This is a genomic window from Nocardioides sp. NBC_00850 (genome assembly GCF_045207335.1).
Lineage (GTDB): Bacteria > Actinomycetota > Actinomycetes > Propionibacteriales > Nocardioidaceae > Nocardioides.
This window is the reverse complement of sequence record NZ_CP108845.1, coordinates 3,341,147-3,362,379: the sequence shown is the minus strand read 5'-3', so window position 1 is coordinate 3,362,379 and position 21,233 is coordinate 3,341,147. Positions and strand designations below refer to the sequence as shown.

General features: G+C 68.6%; 20 protein-coding genes. 8 read left to right on the top strand and 12 right to left on the bottom strand.

Going from position 1 to position 21,233, the window contains the following annotated elements; translation table 11 throughout:
- Positions 1 to 26: 26 nt before the first annotated feature.
- The gene (gene uvrA, locus OH802_RS16305; RefSeq protein WP_406020127.1) at positions 27 to 2,993 is read right to left on the bottom strand and encodes an excinuclease ABC subunit UvrA; all 2,967 of its coding nucleotides are present in this window, start codon (positions 2,991 to 2,993) and stop codon (positions 27 to 29) included.
- A 150-nt stretch (positions 2,994 to 3,143) separates the two neighbouring features.
- Between uvrA and OH802_RS16300 the strand changes: the two genes are divergently transcribed.
- The gene (locus tag OH802_RS16300) at positions 3,144 to 3,827 is read left to right on the top strand and encodes an MBL fold metallo-hydrolase (protein WP_406020125.1); all 684 of its coding nucleotides are present in this window, start codon (positions 3,144 to 3,146) and stop codon (positions 3,825 to 3,827) included.
- Here the strand turns inward: OH802_RS16300 and OH802_RS16295 are convergent, their stop codons facing one another.
- Together OH802_RS16295 and OH802_RS16290 are read right to left on the bottom strand one after the other, a co-directional pair.
- Positions 3,828 to 4,307 (bottom strand): hypothetical protein, encoded by a 480-nt coding sequence (locus OH802_RS16295; RefSeq protein ID WP_406020123.1) that lies wholly within the window; start codon positions 4,305 to 4,307, stop codon positions 3,828 to 3,830.
- 110 nt (positions 4,308 to 4,417) lie between these two features.
- Complete coding sequence (locus OH802_RS16290; RefSeq protein ID WP_406020121.1) at positions 4,418 to 4,885, bottom strand: hypothetical protein; 468 nt, start codon at positions 4,883 to 4,885, stop codon at positions 4,418 to 4,420.
- Positions 4,886 to 5,148: 263 nt separating this feature from the next.
- On the opposite strand from OH802_RS16290, the gene OH802_RS16285 reads away from it, so the two are divergent.
- Positions 5,149 to 5,469, top strand: coding sequence for a helix-turn-helix transcriptional regulator (locus OH802_RS16285; RefSeq protein ID WP_355227684.1), 321 nt, complete (start codon positions 5,149 to 5,151; stop codon positions 5,467 to 5,469).
- A gap of 25 nt (positions 5,470 to 5,494) precedes the next feature.
- Here OH802_RS16285 and OH802_RS16280 read toward each other — a convergent pair whose 3' ends face one another.
- Positions 5,495 to 6,100 carry a ClpP family protease gene (locus OH802_RS16280; RefSeq protein ID WP_378840255.1) on the bottom strand — a complete coding sequence of 202 codons (606 nt, stop codon included), beginning with the start codon at positions 6,098 to 6,100 and terminating at the stop codon, positions 5,495 to 5,497.
- 79 nt (positions 6,101 to 6,179) lie between these two features.
- Positions 6,180 to 6,812: a ClpP family protease gene (locus OH802_RS16275; protein ID WP_378840260.1), complete on the bottom strand. Its 633-nt coding sequence runs from the start codon at positions 6,810 to 6,812 to the stop codon at positions 6,180 to 6,182.
- A 98-nt stretch (positions 6,813 to 6,910) separates the two neighbouring features.
- On the opposite strand from OH802_RS16275, the gene OH802_RS16270 reads away from it, so the two are divergent.
- Together OH802_RS16270 and OH802_RS16265 are read left to right on the top strand one after the other, a co-directional pair.
- Positions 6,911 to 7,861, top strand: coding sequence for a D-2-hydroxyacid dehydrogenase family protein (locus OH802_RS16270; protein ID WP_406020118.1), 951 nt, complete (start codon positions 6,911 to 6,913; stop codon positions 7,859 to 7,861).
- Entirely contained in the window at positions 7,854 to 8,564 is a 711-nt protein-coding gene (locus OH802_RS16265; RefSeq protein ID WP_406020116.1) for a transporter substrate-binding domain-containing protein, read from the top strand. Before OH802_RS16270 ends, OH802_RS16265 begins: the two co-directional genes overlap by 8 nt.
- On the opposite strand, the gene OH802_RS16260 is transcribed toward OH802_RS16265, so the two are convergent.
- The gene (locus OH802_RS16260) at positions 8,565 to 9,338 is read right to left on the bottom strand and encodes a GNAT family N-acetyltransferase (RefSeq protein ID WP_406020114.1); all 774 of its coding nucleotides are present in this window, start codon (positions 9,336 to 9,338) and stop codon (positions 8,565 to 8,567) included. It abuts the gene before it with no gap.
- A gap of 114 nt (positions 9,339 to 9,452) precedes the next feature.
- Between OH802_RS16260 and OH802_RS16255 the strand changes: the two genes are divergently transcribed.
- The 3 genes from OH802_RS16255 to map are packed head-to-tail and all read left to right on the top strand — an operon-like array spanning position 9,453 to position 11,995.
- On the top strand, positions 9,453 to 9,896 hold the full coding sequence (locus tag OH802_RS16255; protein WP_406020112.1) for a YciI family protein: 444 nt from the start codon (positions 9,453 to 9,455) through the stop codon (positions 9,894 to 9,896).
- Complete coding sequence (locus OH802_RS16250) at positions 9,893 to 11,173, top strand: RNA polymerase sigma factor (RefSeq protein WP_406020110.1); 1,281 nt, start codon at positions 9,893 to 9,895, stop codon at positions 11,171 to 11,173. The genes OH802_RS16255 and OH802_RS16250 overlap by 4 nt, the downstream gene beginning before the upstream one ends.
- 48 nt (positions 11,174 to 11,221) lie before the next feature.
- Complete coding sequence (gene map / locus OH802_RS16245) at positions 11,222 to 11,995, top strand: type I methionyl aminopeptidase (protein ID WP_406029317.1); 774 nt, start codon at positions 11,222 to 11,224, stop codon at positions 11,993 to 11,995.
- A 90-nt stretch (positions 11,996 to 12,085) separates the two neighbouring features.
- Here map and OH802_RS16240 read toward each other — a convergent pair whose 3' ends face one another.
- From OH802_RS16240 to OH802_RS16230, 3 genes are all read right to left on the bottom strand, one after another.
- Positions 12,086 to 14,422 (bottom strand): M4 family metallopeptidase, encoded by a 2,337-nt coding sequence (locus tag OH802_RS16240; RefSeq protein ID WP_406020108.1) that lies wholly within the window; start codon positions 14,420 to 14,422, stop codon positions 12,086 to 12,088.
- Positions 14,423 to 14,749: 327 nt separating this feature from the next.
- Positions 14,750 to 15,034, bottom strand: coding sequence for a DUF3263 domain-containing protein (locus tag OH802_RS16235; protein ID WP_160022554.1), 285 nt, complete (start codon positions 15,032 to 15,034; stop codon positions 14,750 to 14,752).
- Between the two features lie 201 nt (positions 15,035 to 15,235).
- Positions 15,236 to 16,330, bottom strand: a complete 1,095-nt coding sequence (locus OH802_RS16230; RefSeq protein ID WP_355227668.1) for a potassium channel family protein — start codon at positions 16,328 to 16,330, stop codon at positions 15,236 to 15,238.
- Between the two features lie 38 nt (positions 16,331 to 16,368).
- Here OH802_RS16230 and OH802_RS16225 point away from each other — a divergent pair, with 38 nt between their 5' ends.
- Positions 16,369 to 18,018 carry an acyl-CoA dehydrogenase family protein gene (locus OH802_RS16225; protein ID WP_406020105.1) on the top strand — a complete coding sequence of 550 codons (1,650 nt, stop codon included), beginning with the start codon at positions 16,369 to 16,371 and terminating at the stop codon, positions 18,016 to 18,018.
- A gap of 71 nt (positions 18,019 to 18,089) precedes the next feature.
- Here OH802_RS16225 and OH802_RS16220 read toward each other — a convergent pair whose 3' ends face one another.
- Genes OH802_RS16220 through OH802_RS16210 form a run of 3 tightly spaced genes read right to left on the bottom strand, consistent with a single transcriptional unit; the run spans position 18,090 to position 21,222 of the window.
- Complete coding sequence (locus OH802_RS16220; RefSeq protein WP_406020103.1) at positions 18,090 to 18,929, bottom strand: carbohydrate ABC transporter permease; 840 nt, start codon at positions 18,927 to 18,929, stop codon at positions 18,090 to 18,092.
- On the bottom strand, positions 18,926 to 19,924 hold the full coding sequence (locus OH802_RS16215) for a carbohydrate ABC transporter permease (RefSeq protein WP_406020101.1): 999 nt from the start codon (positions 19,922 to 19,924) through the stop codon (positions 18,926 to 18,928). The genes OH802_RS16220 and OH802_RS16215 overlap by 4 nt, the downstream gene beginning before the upstream one ends.
- Positions 19,921 to 21,222: an ABC transporter substrate-binding protein gene (locus OH802_RS16210; protein WP_406020099.1), complete on the bottom strand. Its 1,302-nt coding sequence runs from the start codon at positions 21,220 to 21,222 to the stop codon at positions 19,921 to 19,923. The genes OH802_RS16215 and OH802_RS16210 overlap by 4 nt, the downstream gene beginning before the upstream one ends.
- Positions 21,223 to 21,233: the final 11 nt, after the last annotated feature.

Below are 21,233 nucleotides of genomic sequence, written 5' to 3'. Positions count from 1 at the left end.
ACCTTCGGGCAAATCTCGATCTCGGGTCAGGACGCGCTGACCTTCTTCCGCGTCGCCGGCTTCTTCTTGGCCGCCGTCTTCTTGGCTGCGGTCTTGGCCGGCTCCGCCTTCGCCTTCACCGGCTTGTCCGGCGGCTGCTCGGCGGCCTTGCCGTCGAGCAGCGGGGCGAGGAAGCCACCGGTGTGGCTGCCAGGGGTCTCGGCCACGGTCTCGGGAGTGCCCTCGGCGATCACCGTGCCGCCGCGGTTGCCGCCCTCCGGACCCATGTCGATGATCCAGTCGGCGGTCTTGATCACGTCGAGGTTGTGCTCGATCACCAGCACCGTGTTGCCCTTGTCGACCAGCGAGGAGAGCACGCCGATGAGCTTGCGGATGTCCTCGAAGTGGAGGCCGGTGGTCGGCTCGTCGAGGACGTAGAGCGTCTTCCCGGTCGAGCGCTTCTGTAGCTCAGCGGAGAGCTTGACCCGCTGTGCCTCACCACCGGACAGCGTGGTCGCGGGCTGCCCCAGCCGCACGTAGCCCAGGCCGACCTCGACCAGGGTCTTCATGTGGCGCGCGATCGCGGGCACCGCGGCGAAGAACTCCACCGCCTCCTCGATCGGCATGTCGAGCACCTCGGCGATCGACTTGCCCTTGTAGTGCACCTCGAGCGTCTCGCGGTTGTAGCGCGCGCCGTGGCAGACCTCGCACGGGACGTACACATCGGGCAGGAAGTTCATCTCGATCTTGATCGTGCCGTCACCCGAGCAGGCCTCGCAGCGGCCGCCCTTGACGTTGAACGAGAACCGGCCCTGCAGGTAGCCCCGCATCTTGGCCTCCGGGGTGGAGGCGAAGAGCTTGCGGATGTGGTCGAAGACGCCGGTATAGGTGGCCGGGTTGGACCGCGGCGTGCGCCCGATCGGGGACTGGTCGACGTGGATCACCTTGTCGACGTTGTCCAGGCCGGAGATCTTGGTGTGCCGGCCCGGAACGGTGCGGGCGCGGTAGAACTCCTTGGCCAGGGCGGTGTAGAGGATGTCGTTGACGAGCGTCGACTTGCCCGAGCCGGAGACGCCGGTGACCGCGAGGAAGAGCCCCAGCGGGAAGGTGACGTCGATGTCCTTGAGGTTGTTCTCCTTGGCACCGTGGACGGTCAGCTCGCGCCCGGCGGTGCGGGGGCGGCGTACGGCCGGGACGGCGATCTCACGACGGCCCGCCAGATACTGACCGGTCACCGACTGCTCGTTGGCGAGCAGCTCCTCGACCGTGCCGGAGTGGATCACCTGGCCGCCGTGCTCACCGGCGCCGGGGCCGATGTCGACGACCCAGTCGGCGACCTTGATCGTGTCCTCGTCGTGCTCGACGACGATCAGGGTGTTGCCGAGCCGCTTGAGCCGCTCGAGGGTCTCGATCAGCCGGTGGTTGTCGCGCTGGTGGAGGCCGATGGACGGTTCGTCCAGCACGTAGAGGACGCCGACCAGGCCGGACCCGATCTGGGTCGCCAGCCGGATCCGCTGCGCCTCACCGCCGGAGAGCGATCCCGAGGGTCGCTCCAGGGAGAGGTAGTCGAGGCCGACGTCGAGGAGGAAGCGCAGCCGCGCCTGGATCTCCTTGAGGACCTGCTCGGCGATCTGCCGCTCCCGGCCGCTGAGCTCGACCTGGTCGAGCCACTCCGCGGCCTCGTTGATCGGCAGCGCGCAGAGCTCGGCGATGTTGAGACCGCCCTCGCTCCGCTCCCCCAGTGTCACCGAGGTCGAAACCGGCTTGAGCCGGGTGCCCTTGCAGGTCGGGCACGGCACCTGGCGCATGTAGCCCTCGAAGCGCTCCCGGGTGGTGTCGGACTCGGCCTCCTTGTGGCGCCGCTCCACCCAGCGGCGTACGCCCTCGAACTCGGCGTCGTAGGAGCGGCGGCGGCCGTAGCGGTTGACCGAGACCACGTGCACCTTGCGTCCGTGACCATCGAGGATCGCCTTCTGCCCGGCGGCCGGGATGTCGTCCCAGGGAGTGTCCAGGTCGAAGCCGAGCTCACCGCCGAGAGCCTCCAGGAGGCGCAGGAAGTATTCGGCGACGTGGGCCTGGGACCAGGGCTGCAGCGCGCCCTCGGCCAGCGTGGCTGCCGGGTTGGGGACGACCAGCTCGGGGTCGACCTCCATCCGGGTGCCGAGGCCCGTGCAGGCCGGGCAGGCGCCGAAGGGCGAGTTGAAGGAGAACGACCGCGGCTCGAGCTCGTCGGTGTCGAGCAGGTGGTCGTTGGGGCACGACATCCGCTCGGAGAACTTCATCTGCTCGCCAGTGTCGACGAAGTCGAAGACGACCAGCCCGCCGGCGAGCTCCAGCGCGGTCTCGACCGAGTCGGTCAGCCGCCGCTTGGAGGACTCCTTGACCGCGAGCCGGTCGATGACCACCTCGATGGTGTGCTTCTTCTGCTTCTCGAGCTTCGGCGGGGCGTCGAGCTGGTGGGTCTCGCCGTCGACCCGCACCCGGGAGTAGCCCTGCTGCTGCAGCTGGCTGAAGAGCTCGACGTACTCCCCCTTGCGCGCCCGGATCACCGGGCTCAGCACCTGGAAGCGACGCCCCTCCTCCAGCGCGAGCACGTGGTCGACGATCTGCTGCGGCGTCTGCCGCTCGATCGGCGCACCACAGGTCGGGCAGTGCGGACGGCCCGCGCGCGCGTAGAGCAGACGCAGGTAGTCGTAGACCTCGGTGATGGTGCCGACCGTCGAGCGCGGGTTCTTCGAGGTCGACTTCTGGTCGATCGACACCGCCGGGGAGAGCCCCTCGATGAAGTCGACGTCGGGCTTGTCCATCTGACCGAGGAACTGTCGAGCGTAGGCCGAGAGCGACTCGACGTAGCGACGCTGGCCCTCCGCGAAGATGGTGTCGAACGCGAGGCTCGACTTGCCACTTCCGGACAGGCCGGTGAACACGATCATCGAGTCCCGAGGCAGGTCGAGGGAGACATCCTTCAGGTTGTGCTCCCGGGCTCCCCGGATGATCAGCTGCTGCTCCGCCACGTTCTTTCCTCGTCCAGTGCTTATCGCATCGCGCTACTGCGTCGAACAGATGTTCGCATCATACGACGCCGGGAAGACTCCCAGACGGCACCCTCTCACGGAGCACCGACATTTTACTTCTAGTCGTGTCCGACGTGCTTGCATAGACGTATGAGCGATGCACCTACCACTTATACAGGCGCGGTGAAACCGGGCGGCCCGGCCGACGTACGCGAGCTCGGCCGGCTGACCATCACGAAGGTCGCCGTCGACGCGCAGATGTCCAACAATTGCTACCTGCTGCGCTGCCGAACGACCGGCGAGCAGCTTCTCATCGACGCCGCGGCCGAGCCGGAGACCCTGATCCCCCTCATCGGCGAGGAGCTGGCCACCGTCGTCACCACCCACCAGCACTGGGACCACCACCGAGCCCTGGCCGACGTCACCGCCGCGACCGGCGCCGCCACGCTCGCCGGAGAGCCCGATGCCGCCGCGATCACGGAGGCCACCGGCGTACCGGTCTCTCGCATGCTCTCCCACGGAGACACGGTCGCCGTCGGCGACTGCACGCTCGAGGTCATCGCGCTGCGCGGGCACACACCCGGGTCGGTCGCTCTCGTCTACCGCGACCCAGAGGGCACGCCTCATCTGTGGACCGGCGACAGTCTCTTCCCGGGCGGCATCGGAAACACGCAGCAGGATCCCGTACGTTTCACCCAGCTGCTCGACGATGTCGAGGAGCGCATCTTCAGCACCCTGCCCGACGAGACCTGGTTCTACCCGGGCCACGGCGACGACTCCACGCTCGGCGCCGAACGTCCGCACCTCGCCGAGTGGCGCGAGCGAGGATGGTGACTACGGCTCCGTAGTCGGGGTCGCGGTCTCCGTCGGCGTCGGATCCGTGGTCGGATCGGCTGACTCGGTCGGCTCGGCGGTCGGCTCCGGTTCCGTCGTGAGCGTGGGCTTGGAGGTGGGCGTCGAGCCACTGGTCTCGGCTGGCTCCTCCGGCTCACGCGACGCCGTCGGCCGGTCCGGGTCGCCAGCCGTGGAGGGTTCGGCCTCCCCCGGTTCGTGCGTCGCGCCGTCACGATCGGCCGCCGAACCAGGCGGGCGCGCCGGCGAGCCGTCCGAGGGCTCGTCGGACAGCTTCGATCCGGGCGCCGGCGGCAGCGGATCCACATCGGGATAGGCGTTCCCGACGTCCTCGAAACCCGTCACCGGGTCACGATCGGGTCGCTCGGCCTCCGCCAGGCCGGCGAGTAGGACGACCACCCCGAGACCGGTCATGACCGCGCCGGTCAGGATGCCTGCCACGGCGACCTGCTTGCTCTGCAACTCGACTCCCTGTACCCGCCCCGCGCCTGGTGTGGCGCACAGCGTAGGGCAGCGCCGCCGCGAGCGTTACCCACCCGGGGGCATCGCGGCCGGCGCTCGAGGAGCCGGAGTCAGTCGGTCGGGCTCTCGCTCGGCGACTCGCTGGGCTCGCTCGGTGACTCGGTCGGCTCGCTCGGCGACTCGCTGGGCTCGCTCGGCGACTCGCTCGGGTCGCTCGGGCTTTCGCTCGGCGACTGGCTGGGCTCGCTCGGCGACTCGGTCGGCCTGCCCGAAGGCCTCGGCTCCGACGGCACCTGAGTGGGGCGCGCCGGTAGCGGAGACATCGAGCTGTCTGCCGACTCCTCGACCGACCGCGGGCTCGCCGGGACCGGCTCGGCAACCTCGGGAACCTCGCTCCCCGGACCCATCTGGCTGGGTGGACCGGCCTGCGACGGCGTCGAGGACGACTTCTCCAACGGTGCCACCGGCGAGACCGGCGAGATCAGGCTGACCCCGGACTCGTCCGTGGCGTAGCTGTGTCCTGGCTCTTCCGCTCCGGCGTTGCCGACGATCAGGCCACCAATCCCGATGCTCGTCATGGCCAGCCCCGTTGCCATTCCAGCCAAGGCGATCTGCTTGCGATGCAACACGATTCCCCCGTGATACCAACGACTCGACAAGTTCTCTGGTCGTGCACAGTAGACCTACAAAGATCGAAACTGTGCGACCACTATCGGGGTGTCGGGCCTCGCTGGCAAGTCCTTGTCATCTATCGTTCGACCGATATAACCCCTGGTAAGAGGTCTGTTCGCCCGGCGCGAACGGCCCGTTCGGCCCTCGTGTGGAGCGCTACTGTGTTGGCATGGGCGAAGTGATCAGGTTTCCCGGCCATCCGCTGCCGGACCACGACAAGCCGGCACCGCTGTGGCGTGAGGCCGCCGGCCAGGTGATCCGCGACGAGCGGTCCCGCCAGGAGCGCACGCTCGCCGACGTCGCCGGCGATGCCGGTGTCTCGACGCAGTATCTCTCCGAGATCGAGCGCGGCCGCAAGGAGCCGAGCTCCGAGGTGCTCGAGGCGGTCGGTGGTGCGCTGGGCCTCGGCCTCGTCGACCTCACCGAGCGGGTCACCCGCACGCTGCGCGCGGGCGCCCGCCCGTCCGGCCCCATGGCTCTCGCCGCCTGACCTCCGCCGGCCAGGTCACCCCAGGTCACACCGAGGCGAGCTTGCGGCTCTCCAGCACCGCGTCCACCAGCCCGTACGCCACCGCCTCCTCGGCCCCCAGGACGAGGTCACGCTCGGTGTCGGCGTGGATCTGGTCGGTGCTCTGACCGGTGTGGCGCGCCAACAGCGCGTCCATCTCGGCTCGCACCCGGCCGATCTCCTTCGCCGCGACCTGCAGGTCGGTGACATCGCCCCGCTGACCGTCCTGGCCCGGCTGCTGCAGCACGACCCGCGCGTGCGGGAGGACCGTACGCCGCCCCGGCTCCCCCGCGGCCAGCAGCACGGCCGCGGAGCCCGCCGCCTGGCCCACGCAGGTGGTCGCCACCGGAGAACGCAGGAACTGCATCGTGTCGTAGATACCCAGCATCGCGGTCGGGTCACCGCCGGGAGAGTTGAGATAGAGCTCGATCTGCGTGTCGGGCGCGTCCGACTCCAGGTGGATCAGCTGCGCGATGACCACGTTGGCGACCCCGTCGTCGATCGGCGTACCGAGATAGACGATCCGGTCCGAGAGCAGGCGGCTGTAGACGTCGAGCGCCCGCTCGCCACGTGGGGTCTTCTCGATGACCGAGGGAATCGTGTACGAGCTCATCGGGCCACCTCCGTAGCGCAAGCGCCAGAATACGGACGCGGCCCGATGAAAGATCCAATGTTCGCTCGCTGACGCTCGCTCATCGGGCACCCCCAGCCGCGGAGAGACCGAAGGCGGCACTGCGCTGCTGGACCGGCGTCACCGACTGCACGTCGTTGAGCACCTCGTCCACGAATCCGTACTCACGCGCCTCTTCGGCGGTGAACCACCGGTCGCGCAGCGAGTCCTGGTCGATCTGCTCGACGCTCTGACCGGTGTGCTCGGCGGTGATCCGGAGCATCTGCTCGGTCATCCGCGCCAGCCGTGCGGCCTGCACCTCGATGTCGGCCGCCGAGCCGCCGATCCCCGCGGACCCCTTGTGCAGCAGCACCTCGGTGTGCGGCAGGACGTAGCGCTTGCCCGGAGTGCCGGCGGTGAGCAGGAACTGCCCCATGCTCGCCGCCATCCCCATCCCCAGCGTGGAGACGTCGTTGGGGATCAGGTGCATCACGTCGTAGATCGCCATCCCGGCCGTCACCGAGCCGCCGGGTGAGTTGATGTAGAGAGAGATGTCGCGGTGCGGGTCCTCGGCGCTGAGCAGGAGCAGCTGCGCGCAGATCCGGTTTGCGATCGCGTCGTCCACCTCCTGGCCGAGCACGATGATCCTCTGGTTCTGCAGTCGCGCCGTGAGCTGCTCATCGAGCGGCCCGGCCGTGATGGGTGTCTGGGTCATGCTGTCGAGCCTGATCCAGGCGTACGCCGGATTCCAGCGAATCTGCCGCAGGCAGATCTGCCCACAGCAGAACACCAGCCACCCGATAGGTTGCGATCGTGCGCTGCGTGATTCTCGACGACTATCAGGACGTGGCGAGGACGTACGCCGCATGGGACTCTCTCGACGGGGTCGAGGTGATCTCGCTGACCGAGCATCTCGGGCCGGACGCGCTGGTCCGGGCGCTCGATGGTGCCGAGATCGTGGTGGCGATGCGGGAGCGTACGCCGTTCCCTGCCGCCGTCCTGGAACGGCTGCCCGACCTGAAGCTGCTGGTCACGACCGGGATGCGCAACGCCTCGATCGATCTCGCTGCGGCGGCCCGGCTCGGGGTCACCGTGTGCGGCACCCCGTCGAGCCCGCACCCACCGGTCGAGCTGACCTGGGCGCTGATCCACGCGCTGACCCGCCACGTCGTCACCGAGGCGACCGGTCACGGCTGGCAGCGGACGGTCGGGAGCGACCTCCATGGCCGGACCCTCGGCCTGCTCGGGCTCGGCAAGATCGGCGCCCGGGTCGCGGCCGTCGGGCAGGCGTTCGGGATGGAGGTGATCGCCTGGAGCCCCCATCTCACCGCCGAGCGCGCCGAGCCGCTCGGCGTGCGCGCGGTCGACAAGGCCATCCTGTTCGAGACCAGCGACATCGTCTCGCTCCATCTCGTGCTTTCGGAGACGACGCGACACATCGTCGGACACGCCGATCTGGCCTCGATGAAGCCGACCGCCCACCTGGTCAACACCTCGCGTGCCGGCCTGGTCGACACCGAGGCGCTCATCGCCCACCTCGGCTCCGGCACGATCGCCGGAGCGGGCCTGGACGTCTTCGACGTCGAGCCGCTTCCCGCCGACGATGCGCTGCGCCACCTCCCGAACGTGGTCGCGACGCCGCACCTCGGCTACGTCACCGAGGACAACTACCGCCGCTTCTACGGTGGCGCCGTCGAGGACATCGCCGCCTGGCTGGCCGGTGACCCGATCCGTACTCTCCTGCCGAAGGACCCTGATGCCTGACCCGATCCAGCTCGCCGCCGATCTGGCACCGACCGGAACCCTGCGCACCTCGATCAACCTCGGCAATCCCGTCCTCGCCCAGGGCACCCCCGAGGCGCCGAGCGGGGTCACCGTGGACATCGCCCGGGAGCTGGCGAGCCGGCTCGGCGTACCGGTCTCCTTCCAGTGCTTCGACGCCGCCCGCAAGTCCTTCGAGGCGCTGCGGACCGGGGCCGCCGACGTCGCCTTCCTCGCGGTCGAGCCCGCCCGGGCCGCCGAGGTCGAGTTCACCGCGCCGTACGTCCTCATCGAGGGGGTCTACGCCGTCGCGGCCGACTCCCCGATCCGGACCGCGGACGACGTCGACCGCCCCGGCGTGCGGGTCGGTGTGAAGGAGGGCTCCGCCTACGACCTCTTCCTGACCCGCACACTGGAGAACGCCGAGGTCGTACGAGGCACCGACGGGATCGACGCCTTCCGCGAGCTCGGGCTCGAGGTCGCCGCCGGGATCCGCCAGCCCCTCAGCCGGCACGTCGCCGCCGACCCCGGCCTGCGGCTGGTCGAACCGCGGTTCATGCAGATCCGCCAGGCCGTGGCGATCGCGCGCGACCATCGTCCTGCCACTGTGAGCTTTCTGCACGAGCTGGTCGAGGACCTGAAAGCCAGCGGCCGGATCGCCGAGTCGCTGGCCACCTCGGGGCAGGACGCGTCGGTCGCTCCCTGATCAGCGAGGGCTGCGCCGGACGTAGGGCGTCGTGGTGCCGACCTTCGCCAGCCCCGAGCGCTCGAGAATCGGCCGGGAGAACTCGGTGGAGTCGCTGTGGATGTAGCGCTTGCCTCGGGCGATGGCGGTGCGGGCGCGAGCGGCGGTGAGGGCGCGGTAGATGCCGCGGCCGCGCCACTTCTCCAGCGTCGCACCGCCCCAGATGCCGGCGAACTCCGTTCCCGGCACCATGTCGATCCGGCCGGCGCTGACGATCTCTCCGCCTGCCTCCGCGACCCACATCTCGGACTCGCCCGCCGCGAGCCCGCGCAGCAGGCTGTCCACGCGTGCCTCCAGGACCGGGGAGCCGAAGACACCGTCCTGCATGGTGCTGGCGGCGCGTACGTCCTCCTCTCCGGTGATGGTGCGCAGACCGACCCCGTCGGGCAGCGGGACGTCGACGGCCAGCAGCCGGGCCTCGCCGACCATGATCGACTCGGGTTCCTCGGGCTCGAACCCGTGGCGCAGCAGCGTCTCGTGCAGTCCGGGGGCGTGGTCGTGCCCGCGCGTCTTCCACTCGACCTCCTCGACCGTCCGGTCGGCATCGAAGTGCGCCACCGCCGCGACGACCAGCTCCTCGATCGCGGCTTCGTCGGCCCCGTCGAGGTCTTGGTAGGAGATGAATCCTCGACCACCGTCGAAGGTGGCCAGCCGCAGCGGCCCGTGCCGGGTCACCGACACCGCCCGGGTGGTCTCGGCATCGGTTCGCAACTGCTCGTCATAGGCTTTCAGCACGGCGAGAAACCTACGCCGAAGTCGTACGCCGAAGCATGTAGTTATCGGGCAGCCGGCTCCGTTCCCTTCGTGAATGGCGCTTACAAGGAGCGCTCGAAATGGAAGGGTGAGGACATGCCTCGCTACCTGATGATCCTGAACTACTCCGGTGGTGTCGACGAGACTCCCGGTGGAATGGCCGGCTGGACCGCTGATGAGCTGCAGGGCCATGCCAACTACTACGAAGCGCTCAACAAGGCGCTGACCGAGTCCGGCGAGCTGGTGCACCTCGAGGCCCTGACGCCGCCGAACCAGGCGTTCGTGGTGACCTCCGACGGCGCCGACAAGACCGTCACCGACGGCCCGTTCCAGGAGTTCAAGGAGTGGGTCGCCGGCTACATGATCATCGACGCCGAGACCGAGGAGCGTGGCCTGGAGATCGCCGGGCTCTACTCCGCGGCTCCTGGCGCCGGCGGGCGGCCGGTCCAGCAGCCGATCCAGGTGCGCCGGATGTACCACGGCACCGACGGCTCCGCCGTCGAGGACACCATCGCCTTCGGCGAGGCGAGCATCGAGTGACCGAGGCGTTGCCGGGTGACCTCTTGCGCGACCTCACTCCGCAGGTCGTCGCCGTCGTCACCCGGCGCTGCGGGGACTTCGACACCGCGGAGGACGCCGTGCAGGAGGCGCTCGTCGAGGCGGTACGCACCTGGCCGGATCGCGGCGTCCCGGAGAACGCTCGCGGCTGGCTGATCGCCACCGCGATGCACCGCCTCGTCGACGCCAAGCGCAGCGAGTCGCGCCGCCGCGACCGCGAGCAGGCCGACTTTCTCGCCGAGCCCGAGGGGCAGGAGGCCTCCGGAGCTGACCCGACCGCTTCGGGCCCCGCTTCAGCAGATGACTCCCTCGACGTACTCCTGCTCTGCTGTCATCCCAGCCTGACTCCGGCCTCGGCGGTGGCGCTGACCCTGCGGGCGGTCGGCGGGCTCACGACCCGGGAGATCGCGAACGCCTACCTCGTCCCGGAGAAGACGATGGCGCAGCGGATCTCTCGGGCGAAGGCGACGATCAAGGGGCGCTCGCTCGGGATCGACGGCGCCGCCGACCTTGCCGCGCGGATCCCGGCGATGATGAAGGTGCTCTACCTGCTCTTCAACGAGGGGTACGTGGCGACCGAGGGCGACCAGCTGCAGCGGGTCGACCTGTGCGCCGAGGCGATCCGGCTGACCCGCCTCGCCCGCACCGCGCTCGCCCGGATGACGGGGAGCGCGCACGGCGAGCTCGGCGGTCTGCTCGCACTGATGCTGCTGCTCGATGCTCGCCGCCCCGCCCGGATCGACTCGCACGGCGCCGTGGTGCCGCTGGCCGACCAGGACCGGAGTCTGTGGCGCCACGAGGCCACCCGCGAGGGGATCGCGCTTGTCGACACCGTCATCGGCACCGGCCGGCCGGGGACCTACCAGATCCAGGCCGCCGTCGCCGCGCTCCACAATCGCGCACCCACCGCGGAGGCGACCGACTGGCTGCAGATCACCGCGCTCTACGGGTTGCTGGAGAAGGTCGCGCCGGGGCCGATCGTGACGCTCAACAAGGCCGTCGCGGTCGGGTACGCCGACGGCCCGGGCCCTGCGCTCGCGCTGCTCGACGAGCTCCTGCGTGACTGTGCTCAGAACGGCGCCGCCGGCTTCGCCGACCATCCGCGGGTGCCGGCGGTGCGCGCTCATCTGCTGGAGCTCGCCGGCGACCTGGACGGTGCTGCCGCTGCGTACGATCTGGCCTCGGTGCGGGCCACCAACCTCGCCGAGCGCCGTTTCCTGACGTCGAAGGCGGCCGCGCTGCGCGATGCTCGCTGCTGACGCACCGCTGAATTCTAGTGAGAACCGTTCTCAGGATACGCTGTGCCTGTGATCGAACTGCGCACCCCGACCCAGATCGAGCAGATGAAGCCCGCCGGCCGATTCGTGGCCGATGTCCTGACCGCACTCCGCGAGCACGCTGCCGTGGGTGTCAACCTGCTCGAGCTCGACGAGCTGGCGCACAAGATGATCAAGGACCGTGGCGCGGAGTCCTGCTACATCGACTACCACCCGAGCTTCGGCGCGATGCCGTTCGGGAAGGTGCTCTGCACCTCGGTCAACGACGGCGTGCTGCACGGCCTGCCCTTCGACTACAACCTGCAGGACGGCGACCTGCTCAGCGTCGACTTCGCGGCCAGCGTCGACGGCTGGGTCTCCGACTCGGCCCTCTCCGTCGTCGTCGGCACGCCCCGCCAGGAGGACCTCGATCTGATCGAGACCACCACCCAGGCGCTCGCCGCGGGCATCGACGCCGCGCGCGTCGGCAACAAGGTCGGCGACATCTCCCACGCGATCGCCACCGTCGCGCGCGCCAAGGGTCTCAAGATCAACACCCAGTTCGGCGGCCACGGCGTCGGCCGCACCATGCACGGCGACCCGCACATCGCCAACGACGGTCGCCCCGGCCGCGGCTTCAAGCTGCAGCCCGGTCTCGTCATCGCGATCGAGCCGTGGTTCCTGCACACCACCGACGAGATCTTCACCGACCCCGACGGCTGGACCCTGCGCAGCGCCGACGGCTCCCGCGGCGCCCACATGGAGCACACCGTCGCGATCACCGAGGACGGGCCGCTCGTGCTCACCGCCAGGGGAGCAGCATAAGCAGAGCCTCACGGCGCGCGATTGACGTACGACGAACGCGACGGCGCCCCGCTTCCCTCTCAGGAGGCGGGGCGCCGTGCTCTGTCTCCCCTACGACAGATTCACTGCCGTGTCATCGATCAGGAAGCTCGTCCCGAGGGAGGAGTCCTCCGTACCGGTGAAGGTGAGGGTGACCGTCGAACCCGCCTGGCCGCTGAGGCTGAGCGACTTCTGGACGTAGCCCGAACCCTTGTTCAGGTTCGAGTAGGTCGCCAGGGTCGTCGATCCCGCCTTGACCGTCAGCTTGTCGTAAGCCGAGGTCGTGGTGGTCTCATCGGAGTCGACGTAGAGCCAGAACGTCAGCGTCGCCGCACACCCAGACGGGATGGTGACCGACTGCGAGAGCGTGTCGGTGTGAGCCGACCCGTAGCCGTTCAGCCAGGCCTTGTACGACCCGGCGTGCGCCGGCGCGCTGGTCGAGCTGTCGATCACACCCGAGGAGGCGGTCCAGCCGGTCGCGCCGGACTCGAAGCCCGGGTTGGTCAGCTTCTGGCCCGAGCAGGTGCCGCCACCGGTGCCGGAGACCGTGAAGGTGAACTGCACGCTGCCGGTCACACCGGCAGCGTCGGTCGCGGTGACCGTCGGCGTGTAGGTGCCGGCCGTGGTCGGCGTACCGGAGACCGCGCCCGAGGATGAGATCGAGACGCCCGCCGGGAGGCCCGTCGCGGTGTAGGTGTAGGGCGAGGTGCCGCCCGAGGCCGTGACCGTGAAGGACGAGATCGCGGTGCCGACAGTGCCGGTCTTCGAGCCCGGCGAGGCCACCGTGACGGGGCTGCTGCCGCCACCCGGGGTGCAGGTCGGGTCACCGGTCTGGGCCGGAACCGAGACGGCGTTCCAGGCGGCCTTGACCGCGTTGAACTCGGTGCAGGTCGTGGTGCCGTACAGGTTCTTGGCCGCGGTGAGCGTCCAGGTGCGGTACTTCAGGTACGACGACGACGAGGTCTTCAGCAGCATCGCGTTGTACATAACCTTCATCGCCTTCTGGATCCCCACACCGGTGACGGTGGACGAGTTGCAGGTCGGCGAGGTCGGCTGGCCGTTGGTCGGGTTGGAGCCCTCGGCGAGCAGGTAGAACCAGTGGTTTCCCGGTCCGGCCGCGGCGTGGACCTCGTCGCCCGGCGTCGAGGACGAGTAGCAGTTGTCGTCACCGACCAGCGATGGGTTGTACATGTTGCGGATCGGGCCGGCGCCCACCAGGTCGACCTCCTCACCAACGGTGTAGTCAGGGGTGTCGTTGGCGGTCTGGTTGTCGTACCACTCGGTGGCCGCACCGAAGGTGTCCGCGACGAACTCCTGGGTGTTGCCACCCGAGATCCCACCGGGGGTGTGGTCGTCGATGCCGTGGCCGAACTCGTGCGCGACGACGTCGAGCGAGCCGATCCAGCGCGAGCCGGACTGCGAGTGGCCGATCTGCACCTGGGTGCCGTCGTAGTAGGCGTTCACGTCGGCCAGACCCACCCGGATCGGGAGCCAGCCGCCCGAGCCGTCCATGCCCGAGCGACCCAGCCACGAGGTCAGCATGCCCTTCTCCTGCTGGGCGGCGTAGAACGCGTCGACACAGCCGGTCTCCCGGTTGGTCGGGTCGCCGTTGCCCCAGGAGTCGTCGGTGCCGGTGTAGGTGACGTTGCCGCTCGAGTTCTGGCACTTGAGCGTCGTCGCGGACGGGTCGGTCATGGAGTACGTCGAGCCGGAGAGCTGCGTCGAGATCGACACGGACCCGGAGTAGCCCGAGTTACCGGTGCCCTCGACGACGTGCTCCTTGGTGGAGAGCACCTTGCCGGTGGCGGCGTCGACGAACACCGAGAGCCGGGAGGGCTCGCCCGCTCGGGTGCCGGTCACGATCGTCTCGTACGCCAGGTCCGAACCGGACTCGCCCTGGACGATGACCAGCTCGCTGGACTCGACCGCCGGCTTGGTCACCTGGCCCTTGGCGACCTTCTCGGCCTTCGCCTCGGTGATCGCGGGCTTCGTGGTGGAGACCTTGACCGGGGCGTCCTGGGCGACCGAGGTGCCCAGCAGGTTGCCCTCGGCGTCCGCGGCGACGACGAAGTCACCGCCGACGACGCGCAGGCCCTGGTGGTTGCGGTCGTAGGAGACATACTGCAGTCCGGAGGACTGGTACGTCTTCAGCCTGACGGCCTGGTCCTTGGCGCCGAGCTTCAGCGCCGCGGGGTCGGCGGCGACGAAGGCCGATGCCGACTTCTCCGCCTTGGTCCTGGCCTCCTTGCCACTGACGACCGCGCGGCCGTCGTCGGTCTCCTGGGACGCCGCGGCTTCCTTGCCGGGCTTGGGGTCACTGGCCGCCTGCACGCCTGTGGGCATGCTGATGGCGGCCACTGCCGAAATGAGGGCCATGGTCAGGCCCTGCGCTACGCGTCTGTTGTTCACGCAGACTCTCCTTGAGCCGGCCCCGCCGAAGCGGAGCAGCCGATGCTGACCCATGGACAGTGGCGATCGGCCGCGCAGCCGGTCAATCAGGTTAGTGGTTCATAACCGCGCAATGCACGGAGTCGTATTTACGACAACATATGAATACCCATGGGAACATGACGGATGCGTCAGTTCGCGCGGCAAAACAGAAGTCAGCCGCTGGCGTCTCGGGTCACCAGCGGCTGACAAGAAGAACGTTAGCCGACGAACCCGAACACGTGCAAGCATCTGCAATGCATAAGACTGCAAATGACCCGACCGGGCTACTCAGACCACCCAAGAGGGCTATGAGCGCGGGTTCTTCGAGCGCTGCGTACGCCGCGCGTCGCGCTGCCGTCGCAGCCGGCGCACCAGGACGCCGTCGTAGGCGAGCGCCTCGGGCTTGTCGATCAGGTCGTTGACGGCTCGATGGTATTCGGCGGCGCTCATCCCGAGCTGCTCTCGGACCGCCTCGTCGCGGCCGGTGCCGGCCGACCACCAGGAGCGCTCGAAGTCCAGCAGTTGCTTCTCGTTCTCGGAAAGGCCCGGCTGCCCGTCGGCAGACCCGGGGCTGTGGGGCGCCTCGGTCATGCGTACATCATCCCAGGCATGACGAGCGGCCTCGAAACCGCCACGCACCACCGCCTCGAACTACCCGGCATAGCCCATCTGGGCCATCTTCATAAAAGTGCAGATCAACTCTTTGAAGCCCACCGGACCGTCCGCTAATCTCTTCCATGTCAGCCGCTGGTGACCCGAGACGCCAGCGGCTGACTTCTATTTCGGCGGGTGTTACGCCTCCGCGGTGTCCTCGCCGTGCGTCCCCGGACGCGGCGCCCAGGGCAGCTCCCTCGCGGCCCGCACGACGACCAGCCGGTCCCCGCGCGACAGGGTGCCGACGACCGGGTCGAAGTAGCGGAAGACCTTCTCGTCGCGTACGACCGCGATCACCTGGTCGGCCAGTTGCTGCGGCTGCTTGCCGACCTCGTTGACCAGCAGGTCGCGCTCGGCGACCTCCAGGCCGGTGCCGGAGTTGAGCAGGTCCTCCATGACCGACCCCAGGGTCGGCGAGATGGTGGACAGACCCATCAGCCGGCCGACCGCGTCGGCGGAGGTGATCACCGAGTCGGCTCCGGACTGCTTCATCAACGGCGCGTTCTCGCGCTCGCGCGCGGCAGCGACGATCCACGCCTCGGGGTTGATCTGCCGCACCGTCAGGATCGTGAGCACGTTGGAGTCGTCACGGTTGGTGGTGATGATGACCTGCTCGGCGTCCTTGACGCCCGCCCGCATCAGCACCTCGCGCCGGGTCGCATCGCCGGTGACCACCGCGATCCCGTCGGAGTGGGCATCCGAGCGCGCCACCGGGTCCGGGTCGACCACGACGAACTCCTCGGGATCCGCTCCGCTGGTGAGCAGCGTCTCCACGGCGCTACGGCCCTTCGTGCCGTAACCGACGACGACGATGTGCTGGGACATCTTCTTCCTCCAGCGAGCGACTCGGATGAGGTCTCGGCCCTGCTTGGTGAGGACCTCGAGGGTGGTGCCGATCAGCAGCACCAGGAAGGCGATGCGGGCCGGCGTGATGATGAACGCGTTGATCATCCGCGCGTGCGCCTCGACCGGGGCGATGTCGCCGTAGCCGGTCGTGCTCAGCGTCACCGTCGTGTAGTAGATCGCGTCGACCAGGCTGATCTGGCCGGTGGGATCGTTGTTGTCGGCGTACGCGTCGCGGTCGAGATAGACCAGCAGGACCGTCCCGACCAGGATCGCCAGCGCGGCCAGCAGCCGGCGCCCGAGCTGCCACCAAGGCGACCGCACCGTCTCGGGAAGAGCGACCTGCTCGACACCGGCCCACTTCGGGGCGTATGCAGATGTCTCGGACACATCTGTGACCCTATCCGCCGCGCTCTATCGTCTGTTGCATGAGTGCCTCCGACATCCGCCGTGTCACCAACCAGGCGCCCGCGCTCGCGGGTCACAACGTGGTCACCGGGGATGCCGCACTGTCGGCGGCGGTCCTGCGTCACGCAGGCGAGGAGACCCTCGACTCGCTCGTCTCCCTGGGCGCCGAGGCCGGCACCGCCGAGGCACAGGAGCACGGCCGCCTCGCCAACCGCTTCCACCCCGAGCTGGTCCCCTACGACCGCTACGGCAACCGGATCGACGAGGTCGCCTTCCACCCCTCCTGGCACTGGCTGATGGACAGGGCCGTCGGCCATGGTCTGGCGGCCACGCCCTGGACGCTGGCCGAGAAGGGCGATGAGCACGCCCACGTACGCCGCGCCGCCGGGTTCCTGGCCTGGTCCCAGACCGAGCCCGGCCACCTGTGCCCGATCTCCATGACGTACGCCGCAGTCCCCGCGCTGCGCGCCGACGAGTCCCTCGCCGAGGAGTGGGTGCCGAGGCTCGCCTCCACGACCTACGACTTCGGTCTCCGCGACCCCGCCGAGAAGCTCGGCGCCCTGGCGGGGATGGGGATGACCGAGAAGCAGGGTGGCTCGGACGTGCGCGAGACCATCACCGAGGCCCATCCCGTCGGCGACGGCGTCTACGAGCTGCACGGGCACAAGTGGTTCACCTCGGCCCCGATGAACGACGTCTTCCTGATCCTCGCCCAAGCGCCCAACGGCCTCACCTGCTTCCTCCTCCCCCGCGTCCTTGCCTCGGGAGAGCGAAACCGCCTCGACGTGGTGCGACTCAAGGACAAGCTCGGCAACCGCTCCAACGCCAGCTCCGAGCTCGAGTTCCGCGGCACCACCGCCTACCGGCTGGGCGAAGAGGGCCGCGGCCTACGCACCATCATCGAGATGGTCGCCGCCACCCGCCTCGACTGCGTGCTGGGCTCGGCCGCCCTGATGCGACGGGCCGTGGCCGAGGCGAGCTGGCACGTCGCCCACCGCTCCGCGTTCGGCGCCACCCTGGCCGAGAAGCCGCTGATGCAGAACGTGGTCGCCGACCTGGCCGTCGAGTCCGAGGCGGCCACGACCCTGGCGATGCGCCTGGCCGCCGCCGTCGACCGACCGGATGACGAGCACGAGCGGGCTCTGCGCCGCATCGGCCTGCCGCTGGCGAAGTTCTGGGTCTGCAAGCGCACCCCGGCGATGGTCGCGGAGGCGCTGGAGTGCCTGGGTGGCAACGGCTACGTGGAGGAGTCGGTGATGCCGCTGCTCTTCCGCGAGTCCCCGCTCAACTCGGTCTGGGAGGGCTCCGGCAACGTCAACGCCCTCGACGTCCTGCGCGCCATCCAGCGCGAACCCGGGGTCCTCGACGCGTGGATCACCGAGGTCGGCAAGGCCAAGGGCGCCGACCGGCGCTACGACCGGGCCGTCGACGCAACCCTCTCCCTCCTGGGCGAGTCGATGACCAGTCCCGAGGAGCTGGAGCGCTCAGCCAGGCGTCTGGCCGGCAGCATGGCGACCCTCCTCCAGGGAAGCCTCCTGGTCCAGCACGGCCCCGAGGAGGTGGCCGACATCTTCTGCGCCAGCCGCCTGCCGGGCCACGGCGGGACATACGGCATGCTCGCCGGCGGCGACCAGTTGGCGGTCGTACAGCGCGCGACTCCGACCCTGTAGAGGCCCCCCGGACGCGAAACGGGCGCCATGCCCCCGGAGGAGACATGACGCCCGCCGCTTGCGGACCGAACTCAGCCCTTGACGGACCCGGCCGTGAGCCCACGGACGAAGTAGCGCTGCAGCGAGAAGAACACGATCAGCGGCACTGTCATCGTGATGAACGCACCCGCGGTGAGCAGGTGCCACTCCTGGCCACGGTCGCCGATCAGGTCGCGCAACGTGATCGTGACGACCTCGTTGTCACCTGCCCCGAGGAAGATGAGCGCGACCAGAAGGTCGTTCCAGACCCAGAGGAACTGGAAGATCGCGAACGCTGCCAGCGCGGGCACCGACATCGGCACGATCAGCCTCCAGAAGGTCTGGTAGTGGGAGGCCCCGTCGATCTCGGCGGACTCGATGATCTCCTGCGGCAGGGTCGCCATGTAGTTGCGCAGGATGAAGACCGCCAACGGCATCCCGAACGCCGTGTGGGCCAGCCACACCGCGAGGAAGCTGCCGTTGAGGTCGTATAGCCCGAACAGGTTGAGCAGCGGCACGAACGCCACCTGCAGCGGGACCACCAGCAACCCGACGATCACCATGAACAGCACGTTGCGCCCCGGGAACCGCATGAACGTGAACGCGTACGCAGCGAACGCGGCGATCATGATCGGCAGCACCGTCGCGGGGACGGAGACGACGATCGAGTTCACGAAGGCGTTGGCCATCCCGCTCTCGAGGACCTGCGAGTAGCTGTCGAGGGTCCACTGGGAGAACGGGTCGGTGATGACCGTCCACCAGCCCGACGACTTCACGTCGGCCTCGTCGCGGAACGACGAGATCAGCAGACCCAGCGTCGGGATGAACCACAGGACGCACAGCAGGACGATGCCCACACGGACAGCGACGCTGCCGAGGGTGAAGCTCCTCATCGACCGGCCTCCTGCTTCTTGAACTGGCGCATCTGGTAGATCATCACCGGGATCACGGCGACCATCAGGACCACGACCACCGCGGCCGCACGTCCGGCGTCACCGAACTCGAAGAGCTCGAGGACGAAGGTGTTGGCCAGCACCGAGGTGCCGGACCGACCACCGGTCATCACGTAGACGATGTCGAAAACCTTCATCACCAGGATGAGGATGGTCACGAAGACCACGATCACCGTCGGCCAGATCTGCGGTACGACGACCTTGAAGAAGATCTGGACCTCGCTGGCTCCGTCGATGCGCGCGGCCTCCACGGTGTCGTCGGGGACACCCTTGATCGCTGAGGAGAGCAGCACCATCGCGAACCCCGCCTGCAACCAGATCATGATGACGATCAGCAGCAGGTCGTTGAGGTTGCCGGTCTGGATGCGGAGCCAGGCGACCGGCTCGAACCCGAGACTGGTCGAGATCGCCGAGAGGAGCCCGATCTGCTTGTCGCCCTGCGCGAACCTGGTCGCGTAGACGAAGCCCCAGATCGTGCTCGCCCCGACGAAGCTGATCGCCATCGGCATGAAGATGACCGATTTCGCGACCCGCTCCGGGAACGCCTTGAGCTGGTCGGCCAGCACCGCCACGAGCAGGCCGACGATGACGCTGGCCGCCGGGACGATGAGGATCCAGAGCAGGTTGTTGACCAACGTGCCGATGAACTCATCGTCCCGGAAGAGCGCCGTGTAGTTCCCGAACCCGACCCAGTTGATGCTGTTGTCATCGGCGAAGCTGTAGATCACCGTCATCACGGCCGGGTAGACAAGGAAGACGGTGACCACCAGGATGGCCGGGCCGATGAAGACGTACGGCTTGACGCGCCTGTCCCACTTGCCGGGCAGGAGGCCCGAGAGGAAGTTGAGCAGCCAGTAGAGGGCGGCGGTGCCGCCGACCCCGAGGACGATCGCTATCAGGCCGTTGAGGATCTTCAGGTAAGGATCATCGCTCATCCTCGCCAGCTCTCCTCGATCGCGTCGGCCGCCTCCTGAGCGCTCTTCTCACCTCCGACGTAGGCGTTCATCTCGCTCCAGAACGTCCCGGCGCCCACCTGCGCGGGCATCAGGTCCGAACCGTCGAAGCGGAAGGTGTCGGCGTCCTGCAGCAGGGTAGCGATCTCTCCGAACATCGGGTCGGCGTAGTTGGAGTTGTCGAACTCGACGCTCGGCGAGAGCCAGCCGCCGGCCTTGGCCCACTCGGCACCGAAGTCGGGGGACGCGAAGAACTCCATCAGCTCCACCACATCGGTGTCGTTGGTGAAGGCGGTCGCCATGTCACCGCCGCCGAGCACCGGGTTGCCCTCGAAGCCGCCCTCCATGCTGCCCGGCAGCGCGAAGACGCCGACGTTGCCGGCCAGGTCCTGCTGGACGTCCTTCGGGAAGAAGGTGGTGATGAAGTTGGCCTGACGGTGCATCTGGCAGCCCGGCTTCGCGTCGAAGAGCGGGAGCGGAGAGTCGCCGAAGGGCTCGCTCAGGGTGCCGTCGGCCCCGCCGCGTACGTTCTTCGGCTTGTTGATGATGTCGCCCATGGTCTCGATCGCCTCGACGATCTTCGGGTCGTTGAAGGGGACCTCGTGGGAGACCCACTCGTCGTAGAACTCCGGGCCCTCCTGGCGCAGGACGATCTCCTCGACCCAGTCGGTGTAGACCCAGCCGGTGTCGGCACCAGCCTCGGCGCCGAGGCACCACGGGGTCTGGCCCTTGGCGATCATCTGGTCCTCGAGGCCCCGCAGCTCGTCCCAGGTCTCGGGCGCCTTGTAGCCGGACTGCTCGAAGTTCTTCGGGGTCCAGACCAGCGACTTCATCGAGACGCGGATCGGGACGCCGTAGGTCTTGTCGTCGATCTCGACCGAGTCCATCAGGCCCGGGATCATGGTGTCGTCGAGCGAGCCGACGTCGATGAGGTCGTCGAGCGGGAGCGTGTCACCCGACTCGGTCAGGTCACCGACCAGACCGGGCTGCGGGAAGAGCGCGATGTCGGGCGCGTCGTTTCCGTTGACCTTGGTGCGGATCTCGGTGGTGAAGTCCGTGGAGGGTGTGTAGGTCACCTCGATCCCGGTCTCCTTGGTGAACGTGTCGAGGGCTGCGTTGAGCCCAACTGCCTCGCCCTCGGGGATCGCGCCGAGGATCTGGATGCTGCCGTCTCCCTCTTCGGTGTCGCCGGCATCGTTGCTGCCTCCGCCACCGGGAACGCCGCAGCCGGTCACAGCGAGCAGACCTGCGACTACTGCTCCGATTTGCCACTTTCGCACGTGCATCTGAT

Bases quoted from the DNA above. Each gene is read 5' to 3' on its own strand.
- OH802_RS16300 (WP_406020125.1), top strand. From the start codon at position 3,144: ATGAGCGATGCACCTACCACTTATACAGGCGCGGTGAAACCGGGCGGC.
- OH802_RS16290 (WP_406020121.1), bottom strand. From the start codon at position 4,885: ATGACGAGCATCGGGATTGGTGGCCTGATCGTCGGCAACGCCGGAGCG.
- OH802_RS16285 (WP_355227684.1), top strand. From the start codon at position 5,149: ATGGGCGAAGTGATCAGGTTTCCCGGCCATCCGCTGCCGGACCACGAC.
- OH802_RS16280 (WP_378840255.1), bottom strand. From the start codon at position 6,100: ATGAGCTCGTACACGATTCCCTCGGTCATCGAGAAGACCCCACGTGGC.
- OH802_RS16275 (WP_378840260.1), bottom strand. From the start codon at position 6,812: ATGACCCAGACACCCATCACGGCCGGGCCGCTCGATGAGCAGCTCACG.
- OH802_RS16265 (WP_406020116.1), top strand. From the start codon at position 7,854: ATGCCTGACCCGATCCAGCTCGCCGCCGATCTGGCACCGACCGGAACC.
- OH802_RS16255 (WP_406020112.1), top strand. From the start codon at position 9,453: ATGCCTCGCTACCTGATGATCCTGAACTACTCCGGTGGTGTCGACGAG.
- OH802_RS16235 (WP_160022554.1), bottom strand. From the start codon at position 15,034: ATGACCGAGGCGCCCCACAGCCCCGGGTCTGCCGACGGGCAGCCGGGC.
- OH802_RS16225 (WP_406020105.1), top strand. From the start codon at position 16,369: ATGAGTGCCTCCGACATCCGCCGTGTCACCAACCAGGCGCCCGCGCTC.
- OH802_RS16220 (WP_406020103.1), bottom strand. From the start codon at position 18,929: ATGAGGAGCTTCACCCTCGGCAGCGTCGCTGTCCGTGTGGGCATCGTC.
- OH802_RS16215 (WP_406020101.1), bottom strand. From the start codon at position 19,924: ATGAGCGATGATCCTTACCTGAAGATCCTCAACGGCCTGATAGCGATC.